Source organism: Streptococcus hillyeri (genome assembly GCF_041081565.1).
Taxonomy (GTDB): domain Bacteria; phylum Bacillota; class Bacilli; order Lactobacillales; family Streptococcaceae; genus Streptococcus; species Streptococcus hillyeri.
Window position 1 is genome coordinate 1,036,285 of the sequence record NZ_CP163513.1, and the last position, 14,619, is coordinate 1,050,903.

The following is a 14,619-nucleotide window of genomic DNA, read 5'->3' on the forward strand; positions in this document are numbered from 1 at the left end:
CCTATGGAAATTAGAAATTATCAAACAACAGATATTGACGATTTATTACCCCTGTATGCCGATTTAGGGTATCCAACCAATAAGATGGATTTAGAACAGCGGTTAACTCACCTGTTGGCACAACCCAATTATCAGTTGAAAGTTGCAGTCCTAGATGAGAAGGTCGTCGGTTTTATTGGGTGTTCAAAACTATATTTCTTTGAACGAGATGGTTTTTATTATCGTATACTTGCTTTGGTGGTTGGAAAAGATTATCGTCGTCAGGGAATTGCAAGATGTATGATTGATAAGATTAGAGAAGAGGCTTGTCAAACAGGTGCCTTAGCATTGGCTTTAAATAGTGGCATAACAGATGAGAGAGAAAAGGCACATCAGTTTTATGAACGTTATGGTTTTAGAAAGACGAGTTATGGATTTGCATTAGAGTTGCCTGAAATTGGCTGATTGACTTTTCTCATATATTCTGTGATAATAAGATTAATATTAAGCCGTGTTAACGGCTTTTTTAACGAAGAAAAAGGAAACCTAAATGTCAATATTAGAAGTAAAAAATCTTAGTCACGGTTTTGGTGATCGTGCTATCTTTGAAAATGTCTCTTTTCGCCTCTTAAAAGGGGAACACATCGGACTTGTTGGTGCTAATGGTGAAGGAAAATCTACCTTTATGTCTATCGTAACGGGGGCTTTACAACCTGATGAAGGCAAGGTAGAGTGGTCAAAATATGTGACTGTCGGCTACCTTGATCAACATGCTGTTCTTGAAAAAGGTATGACTGTCCGTGATGTCTTGCGTACAGCTTTTGATGAACTTTTTAAGACAGAGGCTCGCATTAATGACATTTACATGTCTATGGCAGAAGAAGGTGCTGATATTGATGCCCTTATGGAAGAAGTTGGTGAACTTCAAGACCGCCTAGAATCTCGTGATTTTTATGTCTTAGATGCTAAGATTGATGAGGTGGCTCGTGCCCTTGGTGTCATGGAATTTGGTATGGATTCTGACGTTACGGAACTCTCTGGTGGTCAACGTACCAAGGTGTTATTGGCAAAACTCTTGCTTGAAAAACCAGATATTCTCCTTCTCGATGAACCGACCAACCACCTTGATGCAGAGCACATTGCTTGGCTTAAACGTTACTTGCAGGAATATGAAAATGCCTTTGTGCTCATCTCTCACGATATTCCATTCCTTAATGACGTTATCAATATTGTCTATCATGTGGAAAGCCTTGATTTAGTCCGTTATGCTGGAGATTACGATAACTTCCAGTCTGTTTATGCCATGAAAAAAGCACAGCTAGAAGCTGCTTATGAGCGCCAGCAGAAAGAGATTGCAGATTTACAAGATTTTGTTAACCGCAACAAAGCGCGTGTTGCGACACGTAATATGGCCATGTCTCGTCAAAAGAAATTGGACAAGATGGAGATTATCGAGCTTCAAGCTGAGAAGCCAAAACCATCATTTGAATTTAAAGAAGCACGTACACCAGGACGCTTTATTTTCCAAACCACTGATTTAGTCATTGGTTACGATCGCCCGTTGACCAAGGCACCGCTTAATTTGACACTTGAACGTAACCAAAAGGTTGCTATCGTTGGTGCTAATGGTATTGGTAAGACAACGCTTTTGAAGAGCTTACTAGGAGAAATCAAAGCGCTTGATGGTGACGTTGAACGTGGTGACTTCCTTGAAATTGGTTATTTTGAGCAGGAGACAGCTGGTTCTCGTCAGACACCGCTAGAAGCTGTGTGGGATGCCTTCCCAGCTCTTAACCAAGCAGAAGTACGCGCGGCCTTGGCACGTTGTGGCTTGACTTCAAAACATATTGAAAGCCAAATTCAAGTGTTGTCAGGTGGTGAGCAAGCTAAGGTACGTTTTTGCTTGCTGATGAATCGTGAAAACAATGTCCTCGTTCTGGATGAGCCGACTAACCACTTGGATGTTGATGCGAAAGATGAACTTAAACGCGCTCTCCAAGCCTATAAAGGGACAATCTTGATGGTATGTCACGAACCAGAATTCTATGATGGCTGGACAGAAGTTTGGGACTTCAATCAGATGATTTAAAATGCGATCTATGGGTAGTCCTAGTAACTATGGGAGAACATGATGACAATTTTTGAATTTTTAACCTCTCAAGGATATAAAATTAAAGATTACAGTTTTGACGTTACAGAAGCGGAGAAGAAGTTGGAAGTGCCATTCGCAGATGAGTATCGCCAGTTAATCTCAGCTTTTGGGAATTTTGAAATATCATTACATGAGTTTACTGGCGTTGAATTTGAACATTTCTTGAATATAGTTATCGTGACACTTAATAACAGACAGTATACCCATCCAGATACGCAGTCTATGTATGTGATTGAAGAACTAGGCTTTGACGGTATTGTCATCTGGCAGAATACCAAGGGAGAAATTTTTCAAACGATTCCAAATGATACGGTTAAACCAGAAAAACTTTACTCGTCATTTGAGGAATACCTTTTGACAGAAGTGATTGAATAACATCTTCTGATGTTCAAGAAATTACAAAGATTCATTTTGACTCACTAAGAAAGGTTCAGAAAGTCTAGAATTGATTTTTTATCGAAAGTGTGTAGCCTATTATTTACAGAGAGGCATAATATTTAAGGTTGGACTTTTTCTAGTCTATTTTCATCGCTCTTCCACTACGGGATAAGAAAGTCATCAATTGTTTTCTATGTTTCTCTTTTATGTTATAATAAACCTACTTATTTTTGACAAATATTGTCACTTTTATGAAAAGAAAGGATAATTCGATTAGGATTTCTAATTGAGTTTGGGATATTTTGATAGAATTTCCCTACTATGATAACTATGGATAAAATTATTATTGAAGGTGGGAAGACACGTCTTCAGGGTGAAGTCATCATTGAAGGTGCTAAAAATGCAGTGTTACCCCTTTTAGCAGCGACGATATTAGCCAAAGAAGGTAAGACTGTTCTTAATAATGTGCCGATCTTATCAGATGTTTTCACAATGAATAATGTTGTGCGCGGACTAGACATTGACGTTAATTTTGAAGAAGAACAAAATCGTGTTACGGTTGATGCTACTGGCTGGATTTTAGATGCGGCGCCATATGAATACGTTAGCCAAATGCGTGCCTCTATCGTTGTTTTGGGCCCAATCTTGGCACGTTGTGGACATGCTAAGGTTTCTATGCCTGGTGGTTGCACAATCGGAAGCAGACCAATTGACCTTCATCTCAAGGGGTTAGAAGCAATGGGTGCCCAAATCACTCAAGCTGGTGGTGACATTACTGCGATTGCTGAAAAATTAAAAGGTGCCCATATCTATTTAGATTTCCCAAGTGTTGGCGCTACTCAAAATCTGATGATGGCCGCAACCTTAGCAGAAGGTCGTACGGTTATTGAAAATGCTGCGCGTGAACCAGAAATTGTTGACTTAGCTCTTTTATTGAATAAAATGGGGGCAAAGGTAAAAGGTGCAGGTACTGAGACATTAACCATTGATGGTGTTGATAAAATGCACGGTGCAGAACACGATGTCGTTCAAGATCGTATTGAAGCAGGGACCTTTATGGTTGCTGCAGCCATGACATCAGGTGATGTGCTGATTAAAGATGCTGTTTGGGAGCATAACCGTCCCCTTATTTCAAAACTCAAAGAAATGGGAGTAGAGGTTACCGAGGAAGAGAATGGCATCCGTGTCCGTTCAGATGTGACAAAACTTAAGCCTGTTGCTGTCAAAACCTTACCACATCCAGGTTTTCCAACAGATATGCAGGCGCAAATGACCGCACTTATGGCAGTCATTAAAGGTGAGTCTACGATGATTGAGACGGTCTTTGAAAATCGTTTCCAACATTTAGAAGAAATGCGTCGCATGGGACTCCACTCTGAAATTTTACGTGATACAGCATTGATTCACGGTGGAGAAAAGCTTCAAGGAGCTCCTGTGATGTCAACAGACCTTCGTGCCAGCGCAGCCCTTATCTTGACAGGAATGGTAGCAGAGGGAACAACAACCGTTGGAAAGTTAACTCACTTAGACCGTGGCTACTACAAATTCCATGAAAAATTAGCTGCCTTGGGTGCAACTATCAGTCGTGTAAATGGTTAAGGAAAGGAGAAGGGGGTTAGACAACTTGATGTCACGTCACACTTAAGAGTTATGTTCTTAAGCTTTGTTTCAACATCTCCCTTTAGAACAAAACTATGGATATTGGTTGGAAATACATCGGCAAGCAGTTCCTGCTTATCTTTGTCATCCTAGTGCTCTGTATTATTTGCTTTGGACTTGGTTTGGTGTTAGGTTATGGATTTTTTGGTGATGGCGCCAAACCATTTTCTATTCTTTCTCCTGAAAAATGGCAGGGCATTATCAGTAAATTTACGGGTCAGTAGTGAAGAGGTTGGGACATAAATATCTCAACCTTCTATTTTTAATGGTAATAACAGATTGACGCAGTGGTTGATTGGAGGTCCTAAACCCTTGCTACGCAATCGTTAGCGGCCATCCTAATCAACTGTGCGGAGGTGGGACGACGAAGTCAATTTCTTCGAAATCATGACTTCTGTCCCACTCTCTCTCTTTATAAAAGGAATATGAATAAAAAACAAAACAAAACGGGTTTATCACTTTTAGCTTTGCTTGTAACGGTTGCTGTTGGACTTTTTGGTGGAAGTTCTACGGGACTGTTTGATCGATTAGGCATTTCGTTAACAGGTCATCAGACGCAACAAGCAGCTAGTCACATTGAAGCAGCAGAAGGGACACCTTCTCAAGCTTTAGCTGAGTCAGTTTTATCTAGCGAAGTTAGAAAACAGCTAGGCACTATCGAATGGAACGGTGCGGGAGCTTTCATCATAAATGACAATAAAACGTCACTCAATGCTGATGTAGCAAGTCTTCCCTATGCTACCAATCAGACAAAACGTGTACAAGGGAAAGTAGTACCAGTAAATGGTAATGCTCTCTTAGCAAAAAGTACGCGTCAATATAAAAATCGAGAGCAGACAGGGCAGGGAAGAACGGACTTTCGTCCTGCTGGCTGGCATCAAATTCATGATTTGAAAGGTGAATTTGATCATGCTATTGATAGAGGTCACTTGATTGGATATGCACTTGTTGGTGGTTTGTCAGGCTTTGATGCGTCAACAAGTAATCCTGAAAACATCGCTGTCCAAACAGCGTGGTCAAATCAAGCGAATTTAGAAAATTCAACAGGTCAAAATTATTACGAATCACTCGTTCGTAAAGCCTTAGATAATAATAAACGCGTTCGTTATCGTGTGACCTTAATCTATGAAGGAGATAACCTCATTGCTTCAGGTAGTCATCTAGAGGCAAAGTCCTCAGATGGTGAGTTAGAGTTTAATGTCTTTGTTCCAAATGTTCAAGATGGTTTAACGGTTGATTACTATAGTGGGAAAATTACCACAGTTGAGTAAAGAAAAAGCATCTGGTCGAGTTTTAACTCGATCGGATGCTTTTTAAGATATCACAGTTTAACATTAATGGATATAGTTTAGTTTTCCTCTGAAGTCTTCGATCGTTTGATAGCCTTTTTCAGTCATAATCTCTTTTAGCTCTTCGGTGACACGGTCAAAGATGCTAGGCCCTTCCTGTTGTAAGGCTGTCCCGATTTGGACCATGCTAGCGCCGCAGAGGATATGCTCAAAAGCGTCTCGCCCATTTTTAACACCCCCAGTACCGATAATCTGAATTTCAGGTTTTAAACGCTGATAGAAGGCATGAACATTAGCAAGAGCTGTTGGTTTAATATAGTCACCGCCAATACCACCAAATCCATTTTTAGGTTTTATGAGGACAGTTTCGTCGTCAATGAGCAAACCATTACCAATCGAATTCACACAATTGACAAAAGTGAGCGGAAATTGATTGAAAATAGCGGCAGCTTGGTCAAAATGGACAATATCAAAGTAAGGAGGCAATTTGATACCTAGTGGTTTTGTGAAGTAAGTAAAGACCTCTGTTAAAATGGTTTCAGTTGTCTCGAAATCGTAAGCAATTTGAGGTTTCCCTGGTACATTTGGACAAGATAAATTAAGCTCAACAAGACCTTTGTAGTCACTCTCTTGAACTTTTTTCAAAATAAGGTGGGTTTCCTCTGGTGATAGACCGACTAATGATAGGAAATGAGGCTTACTTTCTGGATTTTCTTGTAATTCTGTTACATAATCAAGGTAATACTGGAAACCATTGTTAGGAAGTCCCATTGAGTTAATTGAGCCAAGAGGAACGTCCACATAGCGTGGTTCTGGATTGCCAGGACGTGCTTCGAGGGTACCCGTTTTAGTCACGAATGAACCAGCAGTAGAAGCTTCAATCTCCGCTAATTCCTCACGTGTCATGCAATAAACCCCAGCAGCATTCATCAAGCAATTGGTGAATGAAAAGTTACCTATTTTAGTCGCAGTAGAAACCATTTTTGGAAAACTCCTTTTAGATAAATTTTTTCTATTGTATCATTGAGATAGGTTATTTGCAAGATTTTAGAGAAATTTAACCGAAATGTTCGGAAATAACCTTGTTATGTTGTAGAAAACACTCGAAATATGTGTTATTTAAGATTGATTTCAGAAATTTCCTTGAGGTTATCATAAGGACCTGATACTGATTTTTTACCGTTTTGAAGAGAATTATTGGTAAATCGTTCACAAATTAGTATTCTCAGACTAGCTTTTTTTGTGTTTTTTGGGTAAAATAGTAAAGGTAAATGGTTTTAAACCATAATTATAAAGGAGACTACTAATGGTAAAATTGGTTTTCGCTCGCCACGGTGAGTCAGAATGGAACAAAGCTAACCTTTTCACTGGTTGGGCTGACGTTGATTTGTCAGATAAAGGAACACAACAAGCGATTGACGCTGGTAAATTGATTAAAGAAGCTGGTATCGAGTTTGACCTTGCTTTCACATCAGTTTTGAAACGTGCTATCAAAACAACAAACCTTGCGCTTGAAGCAGCTGACCAACTTTGGGTTCCAGTTGAAAAATCATGGCGCTTGAACGAACGTCACTACGGTGGTTTGACTGGCTTGAACAAAGCAGAAGCAGCTGCTGAATTTGGTGATGAGCAAGTTCACATTTGGCGTCGTTCATACGACACATTGCCACCAGAAATGGCTAAAGATCACGAGCACTCAGCTCACACAGATCGCCGTTACGCACACCTTGATAGCTCAGTTATTCCAGATGCTGAAAACTTGAAAGTAACGCTTGAGCGTGCGCTTCCATTCTGGGAAGATAAAATTGCGCCAGCTCTTAAAGATGGTAAAAATGTTTTCGTTGGTGCACACGGTAACTCAATCCGTGCCCTTGTAAAACACATCAAACAATTGTCTGATGATGAAATCATGGACGTTGAAATTCCAAACTTCCCACCACTTGTATTCGAATTTGACGAAAAATTAAACGTTGTATCTGAGTACTACTTGGAAGACAAATAATAACACACGAAAGCAGGCTTTTAGTCTGCTTTTTTGCCATCACATTAATTGGGTCACACGCTTTTCGATGATATTATACTCATTCACAAATAAAATTAGCATGAAAATACCTTTTATTTTGTGAAAAGTCTTGCAATCTTTAGAGAACTTGTTATAATAGTAGCGTTAGAAAACGATTGCAGAAAGGAAAAAAGATGTATTCGCCAGAAGAAATTTTAGAAAAAACGATCCATACCGGAGAACATAAGATTGAGAAAACGTTCTTGCAGAAGGCTATTTTAGGCTTTATTGGTGGGGCAATGATTAGCTTAGGCTATTTGCTTTATGTTCGTATTGTAGCTAGTGGTATGGAGACTTTGGGGCACTTTGCTTCGGTTGTTGGAGCGGCAGCATTTCCGATTGGCTTGATTGTTATTCTATTAGCTGGGGGAGAATTAATTACGGGCAATATGATGGCAGTCGCAGCTAGTTTTTTTGCTAAAAAGATTTCTCTTGTAGATTTGCTTAAAAATTGGGCTATTGTAACCTTGTTCAATGTTATTGGAGCTATCTTTGTGGCTTATTTCTTTGGGCATTTTGTTGGTTTGACAAGTTCAGGTCATTATTTAGAGGAAACGTTAGAAGTGGCACATGCTAAGTTAGCAGCGTCTCCGGCACAGGCTTTTGTTTCAGGAATTGGTTGTAACTGGTTTGTTGGTCTGTCGTTGTGGCTCTGCTATGGTGCTAAGGATGCAGCTGGCAAAATTCTTGGCACATGGTTCCCTGTGATGACCTTTGTTGCGATTGGCTTCCAGCATAGCGTGGCGAATGCCTTTATTATCCCAGCAGCTATCTTTGAAGGTGGCGCTACTTGGTTTGATTTCTTGAAGAATTTTGTCTTTGTTTATGCTGGAAATATTGTAGGTGGTGCTGTTTTTGTTTCCCTATTTTACTTCTTGGTCTATGGAAAAAAAGATTAGAAAAAAAGATGAAACTTGCTATCATTTTAGCAAGTTTTTTTAGTGTAATTGTGATAAAATAGATTGCAAAGTTTTTCAATGAGAGGGTCAAATGGCAAGTAGGAAGAGAAAGAAATTACAGCAGCAAAAACGGCTAGGAAGTCAAATGTCTAGCCGTATCAATTTGATTTTTGCCATTATTGTTGCACTCTTTGTTGTACTGTTATTACGGTTGGCACAAATGCAGTTACTTGATAAAGAGTTTTACACTAAAAAATTAACAGCAACGACAAGTTACACGGTGAAAAATTCAAGTCCTAGGGGAAAAATTTACGATGCGCAAGGAACCTTACTGGTTGATAATGACATTAAAGAAGTCGTTTCCTTTACTCGGAGCAATTTTGCGACAGCTGAGGAAATGAAGAAAATCGCATGGGATTTATCAGCTCTTGTGTCTTACACTGAAACGAATGTCACAACTCGTGAGAAAAAGGATTATTATTTGGCAGATTCTTCAAATTATCAGGCAGTTGTTGCCTCTCTTGATGATAGTAAGAAATATGATAAGTTTGGCAATCAGTTGGCAGAGAGTGATATTTATGCGAATGCTATTGAAGCAGTAACAGAGGAGCAGATTAATTTTTCAGACGAGGAATTAAAGGTGGCCTATATTTTTAGCCAAATGAATGCGACGCCAACCTTTGGAACAACGTCGTTGAAAACCGTAGATTTGACTGCAGAACAGATAGCGCTTATTTCGGCAAATAAAGACTTGCCAGGGATTTCAGTTCGGTCAGATTGGGAACGACAAAATATTGCCAAGTCCTTATCACCGATTATAGGAAAGGTCTCGAGTGAAAAAGCAGGGCTTCCAGCCGAGGAAGCTAACGAATACCTTGCAAAAGGTTATTCACTTAATGATCGTGTGGGGACCAGTTACCTAGAGAAGTCGTACGAAGATGTTTTGAAAGGGACGTCTCAGGTTCGTCAGATTACAGTTGATAAAAAGGGCAAGGTTATTGCTAATCAGATTACGCAAGAAGGCAGTAAAGGCAAAAATATTAAATTAACTATTGATTTAAACTTCCAAGAAGGGGTTGAAAACATTCTCAATCAATATTTTATGGCTGAGAAGGCAGAGGGTAATGTAGAACTTTCTGAAGGTGCCTATGCTGTCGCACTTAACCCTAATACTGGAGCTGTACTGGCGATGGCAGGTCTTTCCCATGACACGACTACAGGTGAGGTTGTTAAAAACGCTCTTGGAACAATGACCTTAGTCTTTACACCTGGATCTGTTGTGAAGGGGGCAACAATTGCATCGGGATATGAAAATGGTGTGATTGGTGGCAATCAAGTCTTGTATGATCAAGCTATTCAGTTTGCGGGATCTAGCCCTATTAAATCTTGGTTTACTCTAGGGAGCCTACCTATTACAGCTACTCAAGCCTTGGAATATTCATCCAATACCTACATGGTACAAATCGCCATGAAATTAATGGGACAGGAGTATAGCCCAGGAATGTTTTTAGCAACAAATGGATTAGATACGGCCATGGCTAAATTACGTTCGACCTATGCTGATTTTGGTTTGGGAGTCGCTACAGGTTTGGATGTTTCAGGAGAATCAACGGGATATATTCCAGAAAAGTTTGACTCGGCATCGCTATTGACAGAATCTTTTGGGCAGTTTGATAACTACACCACGATGCAATTAGCACAATACGCTGCGACAGTTGCTAACGGTGGCAATCGTATTGCTCCGCACTTGGTCCAAGGCGTGTATGATACTGATAAATCTGGTAATCTTGGTAATATGTTGGAAGAAAAAGGTGCAAATACTTTGAATACTGTCAAGGTCTCTGCTGAGGAGATGGGAATTATCCAACAAGGGTTTTATGATGTGGTGAATAGCCCATCAGGATATGCCACAGGTAAAGCCATTGGTGTGGGTGCGGCAGTTCCGATTTCTGCTAAGACAGGTACGGCAGAATCTTATGTGACTAACAACTCAGGTGAGTCTATCTACACAACAAATATGAATGTTATAGCCTATGCACCAAGTGAAAAACCACAAATTGCAGTAGCAGTTGTCTTACCACACGAAACGAACTTTAGCAGTAAGGCAAGTCACTTAATGACACGTGACATCATTAATCTATATAACAGTTTACATCCAATGAATTAAGGGAGGATTTCAGTGCTTTATCCAACTCCAATCGCAAAGTTAATTGATAGTTTTTCAAAGTTACCTGGCGTCGGCATTAAAACTGCAACAAGGCTCGCCTTTTATACAATCGGTATGAGCGACGAGGATGTCAATGAATTTGCCAAAAATTTATTGTCCGCCAAGCGTGATTTAACTTATTGTAGTGTCTGTGGTAATTTAACAGACGATGATCCTTGCGGCATTTGCCAAGATGAGACACGAGATCCGTCACTTCTTCTTGTGGTAGAGGAATCCAAAGATGTCTCTGCTATGGAAAAAATTCAAGAGTATCGTGGGAAATACCATGTGCTGCACGGCTTGATTTCTCCAATGAATGGCGTTAGTCCTGATGATATTAATCTGAAAAGCCTTATCACACGATTGATGAATGGCGATGTGACAGAGGTTATTATTGCAACTAGTGCTACCGCAGATGGTGAAGCGACGTCAATGTATATTTCACGAGTTTTAAAACCAGCAGGTATCAAGGTTACCCGTTTAGCAAGAGGTCTGGCAGTTGGTTCAGATATTGAATATGCGGACGAAGTAACCCTTCTTCGAGCTATTGAAAATCGTACAGAATTATAGAGAGCGAGTTAGAAATCGGTAGTTTAAAAAACGATTTCTACCGCTCTTTTTTTGAGAATCATTTTTCCAAAATAGCATAATGTCAATTATAGTAGATTGATTGGTGACGAAAATTATTGGACGTACCTCTTTGTTTTTAGGGAATGATAAGTATTATCAACATAAAACTTAAATTTGTTGTATGAAACCTATAGTTTGTAGGTTTCTTTTTTATCCTCTAAGGAGCATACTATAGATGAATCAAAAAAGAATGCGCTTACAAAAATGGTTTTTAATTTTTTTAATTATCCAAAGGAGGAAAAAATGGATAAACGTCAATTTACAAAATGTGCAGTAGGTTTAGTCTGTGCAGCAGTCTTAGCAAGTGCAACATTACAGGCAAATGAAAGTTTTAGACTTCATGGTTTCCAACCAATGGTGGTTCAGGCACAAGAAAACACCAATCGTGCAACTGATAGTGTTGGAATCGTCAACGAAATTCGTTCAGGTATCAGAGGACCGCTTTATGGTGGATACTTCCGTACATGGCATGATAGCGCTGCGACAAAGAATAAGGATGCAGCCACCGATTCACAAGGGTACCATGAAGAACAGTTAAACACGTCATTTAATCGTCCTAATTCAATTGCAGAAGTCCCAGAAGAGGTTGATATCTTATTTGTTTTTGATAACTATGTTTATGAAAAGAGTCCGTTTTGGGAAACATTAAAAACAGAATATATTCCAAAAATGCATAAACAAGGTACTGCTGTTGTTCAGACAATTGGTGTGAAGGAGTTAAGTGGTAAATACGGTCTTTCAAAAGATAAATATCCAAATGATGACGAGATTAGCAATAAAGCTCTTGCAGCTGAAATTGTTCAAAAATATGTTTATGATCGTGGTGTAGATGGACTTGATATTGACGTTGAGCTTCATGATTATAATGTAAGGACTGATGCTACAGATGTGCAAAAGGCTGAAATTGTTCGTGCCAACAAGGTATTTAAGGAGATTGCGAGATTAATTGGTAAGACTGGTAAAGATACCAATAAAATGTTAATTCTTGATACTACACTTGGAGTGGAACACCATACTATTTTAAAAGAAAATGCTGAATCTTTAGATTTTGTACTTCGTCAGTATTATGGTGCACAGGGACCAACGTCAGATATGCACCGTAAAATCAATGAAGATTGGAAAGGATACAGTAACTATCTGACTCCTCGCCAATTTATGATTGGATTTACGTTTTATGAGGAAAATGCAGATACTAAAAGTAACTTCTGGAATGACATCAAGGACTATGACGCCTCTAATCTAGAAATTGGTAAAGATATTTCTGGAACTCGAGCAGAATCATATACAAAATGGCAACCAACGGGTGGTCTCAAAGGAGGTATGTTTGCTTATGCGATTGATCGGGATGGGGTAGCCCATGCTCCAAAAACGGAAGGGGTAAAAGACCCTTCTGATGAAATCGTCAAAACAGACTATACTGTTTCTAAAAAGCTGAAAAAAGAAATGTTGAAAAATGAGAATTATAAACTCATTGATGCCACTGACTTCCCAGATCCAGCACTTTTACAAGCGGTTAAAGAGCAAGTAAGTCCTTATCGTGGTGATTTAGCACTTTATGAAAAAGGCTTGAAATTGGAAAATCTTCCAATTAAAGATTTGACAGGTTTGAATAAGCTTACTAAATTGTCTTCATTAGAGATGGCTAATTTGACAGAACTAAAAGAGCTTAAAGAAACTGATTTGCCAGAAAGTTTACGTAAAACAGGTGACATCAAATTAACAGGTATGTCTGCTTTGGAAAACTTGCACCTTCCTAATTCTCAATTACAATCTCTAGCTGATTTTGATGTGGTATCTATGACAAGTCTGAAGAACTTTGACTTGTCTAACAACAAGTTTGATTTTAAAGGTGATAAAGAACGTTTAGAACACTTGATAGCTGTAGTTAAAAAGAACAACCCATCAGCAAGCAACAGCGATATCGTTTTTGAAGGGCAAAAACCAAGTGGTTATCTTCCAGAGATTTATGAAACAGCAGAAGTAACAGTTCCAGCTGACGGTACGCCTTATAATATTTTTGAGGACGCAATATTCGGTAGTGTGACAAGAGCTAATTTCTTTATTGGAAACTCTGATGAGTTTGAAGTTTACAAAACTAAAACAGTTGATGATCGCACATTTGTTGATCCTAATTGGACGTATGATAAATTTAAGGCGGATTATAGCAAGCACACTATAACAAGCTTTACTTCTACTTTGAAAGAAGCTAACAATCACGTACTTGAGACAACTGAAAATGAGTCTTATATTGTCCATGTTTATGATAAACATGGTAAAGAAGTTCATGCGATGACCGTTACTGTTGGAGAAGGAAAACAGATTTTAGAAAATCTCTCTTTAAATGCGCAACCAGTCAATACCTATTGGGATATGAAGGAAGTTATTAAGAGAGCCATAGACAACAATAAGTCAACACATTATATTTCTTATCGTCAAGATAGTGAATTTACGTTGGATTTGGGTAGTTTATCGCACATTAATTATCTCAGACTGATAAATGCAGAAGAAGTTGGTGGCTTAAAACGTCCAAACAGTGTGATTACCTCAGCAACTATCTGGATTCCAAAAAATCCTCTAGTGACAAATGTATCTCAATTGAAACCAGAAGACTGGGTACAGATTGCTGAAATAACAGATGGAAAACTGATTGAAGAACAACAGATTCGTGGAGGGGGAGTCGCTCGATTCTGTAAACTTATCATTAAATCTACAAAAGGCGAAGATACTCCATACCTCTCTGAATTCCAAATTCTTGGTTGGAAAGTTAATGGCGAACAATATCTTTCAGCATTGAAAGAAGTGAATGAATCTAAAAAGGCAGCAACTACAGAACTTTCAGAAGCTACCATTAAAGCATTTGATAAAGATGTCGAAGAAGCTAAAAAAGGCTTGGAAGCAGAAGAGTTAGGTCAAGCGGGTATTGATGCTGTCGCAACTAAGTTGTCAGAGCTTGCCAAAGGGTTAAAAGCACAAGTTGAAAATAAAAAAGCTGCTTACGATATTCAAGCAAATTATCGTACATTGATGAATACGGTTAAAACCTTGGAGCGTGACAATGAGCTTTTCAAAACAGTTGAACCTCTTCATCAAGAAATGATGACATTGGATTCACAAATTGATGAAAAATTAGGTGAGTTAGTTTGTGACGACACACTTGCTAGCTTAGTTGCTGAAATGAAAGTTAAAATGACAGCAGTTGCAGAGCTTCTAGGTTTGACGTTAAACGACAAATTTGAAGTGGCAACAATTGCAGAACCTATGACTGACAAGGTTGAAGTGACTGAAACTTTGGAAACAATCCCAGTAGAGACAGTTACTGAAACTGAGTAATTTTTATAACAGTTATCTTATTACCTCTCCTAAAG

Annotated in this window: 12 protein-coding genes; 11 read left to right on the plus strand and 1 reads right to left on the minus strand. The window is 39.0% G+C overall.

Translation table 11 applies throughout. The features are described 5' to 3' along the window. Positions 1-3: 3 nt before the first annotated feature. The 6 genes from AB6M99_RS04900 (at position 4) to AB6M99_RS04925 (ending at position 5,439) form a co-directional block, all read left to right on the plus strand. Positions 4-444, plus strand: a complete 441-nt coding sequence (locus AB6M99_RS04900) for a GNAT family N-acetyltransferase (RefSeq protein ID WP_121834477.1) — start codon at positions 4-6, stop codon at positions 442-444. 85 nt (positions 445-529) lie between these two features. Continuing rightward, positions 530-2,068 carry an ABC-F family ATP-binding cassette domain-containing protein gene (locus tag AB6M99_RS04905; RefSeq protein ID WP_121834478.1) on the plus strand — a complete coding sequence of 513 codons (1,539 nt, stop codon included), beginning with the start codon at positions 530-532 and terminating at the stop codon, positions 2,066-2,068. 42 nt (positions 2,069-2,110) lie between these two features. Continuing rightward, on the plus strand, positions 2,111-2,506 hold the full coding sequence (locus tag AB6M99_RS04910; protein WP_121834479.1) for an SMI1/KNR4 family protein: 396 nt from the start codon (positions 2,111-2,113) through the stop codon (positions 2,504-2,506). A 333-nt stretch (positions 2,507-2,839) separates the two neighbouring features. Next, positions 2,840-4,108, plus strand: a complete 1,269-nt coding sequence (murA, locus tag AB6M99_RS04915; protein WP_369351153.1) for a UDP-N-acetylglucosamine 1-carboxyvinyltransferase — start codon at positions 2,840-2,842, stop codon at positions 4,106-4,108. A gap of 95 nt (positions 4,109-4,203) precedes the next feature. Then, on the plus strand, positions 4,204-4,392 hold the full coding sequence (locus tag AB6M99_RS04920; protein WP_121834480.1) for a DNA-directed RNA polymerase subunit beta: 189 nt from the start codon (positions 4,204-4,206) through the stop codon (positions 4,390-4,392). A gap of 201 nt (positions 4,393-4,593) precedes the next feature. Next, positions 4,594-5,439 (plus strand): DNA/RNA non-specific endonuclease, encoded by an 846-nt coding sequence (locus AB6M99_RS04925; protein WP_121834481.1) that lies wholly within the window; start codon positions 4,594-4,596, stop codon positions 5,437-5,439. A 63-nt stretch (positions 5,440-5,502) separates the two neighbouring features. Here AB6M99_RS04925 and AB6M99_RS04930 read toward each other — a convergent pair whose 3' ends face one another. Further along, complete coding sequence (locus tag AB6M99_RS04930; protein ID WP_369351154.1) at positions 5,503-6,438, minus strand: dihydroorotate oxidase; 936 nt, start codon at positions 6,436-6,438, stop codon at positions 5,503-5,505. Positions 6,439-6,763: 325 nt separating this feature from the next. On the opposite strand from AB6M99_RS04930, the gene AB6M99_RS04935 reads away from it, so the two are divergent. From AB6M99_RS04935 to AB6M99_RS04955, 5 genes are all read left to right on the plus strand, one after another. Next, positions 6,764-7,459 (plus strand): phosphoglycerate mutase, encoded by a 696-nt coding sequence (locus AB6M99_RS04935; RefSeq protein WP_121834483.1) that lies wholly within the window; start codon positions 6,764-6,766, stop codon positions 7,457-7,459. 194 nt (positions 7,460-7,653) lie between these two features. Continuing rightward, a complete protein-coding gene (locus AB6M99_RS04940; protein WP_121834484.1) occupies positions 7,654-8,418 on the plus strand; it encodes a formate/nitrite transporter family protein in 765 nt (254 codons plus the stop codon). A gap of 91 nt (positions 8,419-8,509) precedes the next feature. Then, on the plus strand, positions 8,510-10,585 hold the full coding sequence (pbp2b, locus tag AB6M99_RS04945; RefSeq protein WP_121834485.1) for a penicillin-binding protein PBP2B: 2,076 nt from the start codon (positions 8,510-8,512) through the stop codon (positions 10,583-10,585). Between the two features lie 12 nt (positions 10,586-10,597). Continuing rightward, positions 10,598-11,194 carry a recombination mediator RecR gene (gene recR / locus AB6M99_RS04950; RefSeq protein ID WP_121834486.1) on the plus strand — a complete coding sequence of 199 codons (597 nt, stop codon included), beginning with the start codon at positions 10,598-10,600 and terminating at the stop codon, positions 11,192-11,194. Between the two features lie 303 nt (positions 11,195-11,497). Further along, positions 11,498-14,584 carry a hypothetical protein gene (locus tag AB6M99_RS04955; protein WP_369351156.1) on the plus strand — a complete coding sequence of 1,029 codons (3,087 nt, stop codon included), beginning with the start codon at positions 11,498-11,500 and terminating at the stop codon, positions 14,582-14,584. Positions 14,585-14,619 lie beyond the last annotated feature (35 nt).

Bases quoted from the DNA above. Each gene is read 5' to 3' on its own strand.
- murA (WP_369351153.1), top strand. From the start codon at position 2,840: ATGGATAAAATTATTATTGAAGGTGGGAAGACACGTCTTCAGGGTGAA.
- AB6M99_RS04935 (WP_121834483.1), top strand. From the start codon at position 6,764: ATGGTAAAATTGGTTTTCGCTCGCCACGGTGAGTCAGAATGGAACAAA.
- AB6M99_RS04925 (WP_121834481.1), top strand. From the start codon at position 4,594: ATGAATAAAAAACAAAACAAAACGGGTTTATCACTTTTAGCTTTGCTT.
- AB6M99_RS04920 (WP_121834480.1), top strand. From the start codon at position 4,204: ATGGATATTGGTTGGAAATACATCGGCAAGCAGTTCCTGCTTATCTTT.
- AB6M99_RS04900 (WP_121834477.1), top strand. From the start codon at position 4: ATGGAAATTAGAAATTATCAAACAACAGATATTGACGATTTATTACCC.
- AB6M99_RS04940 (WP_121834484.1), top strand. From the start codon at position 7,654: ATGTATTCGCCAGAAGAAATTTTAGAAAAAACGATCCATACCGGAGAA.
- AB6M99_RS04905 (WP_121834478.1), top strand. From the start codon at position 530: ATGTCAATATTAGAAGTAAAAAATCTTAGTCACGGTTTTGGTGATCGT.
- AB6M99_RS04910 (WP_121834479.1), top strand. From the start codon at position 2,111: ATGACAATTTTTGAATTTTTAACCTCTCAAGGATATAAAATTAAAGAT.
- AB6M99_RS04930 (WP_369351154.1), bottom strand. From the start codon at position 6,438: ATGGTTTCTACTGCGACTAAAATAGGTAACTTTTCATTCACCAATTGC.
- pbp2b (WP_121834485.1), top strand. From the start codon at position 8,510: ATGGCAAGTAGGAAGAGAAAGAAATTACAGCAGCAAAAACGGCTAGGA.
- AB6M99_RS04955 (WP_369351156.1), top strand. From the start codon at position 11,498: ATGGATAAACGTCAATTTACAAAATGTGCAGTAGGTTTAGTCTGTGCA.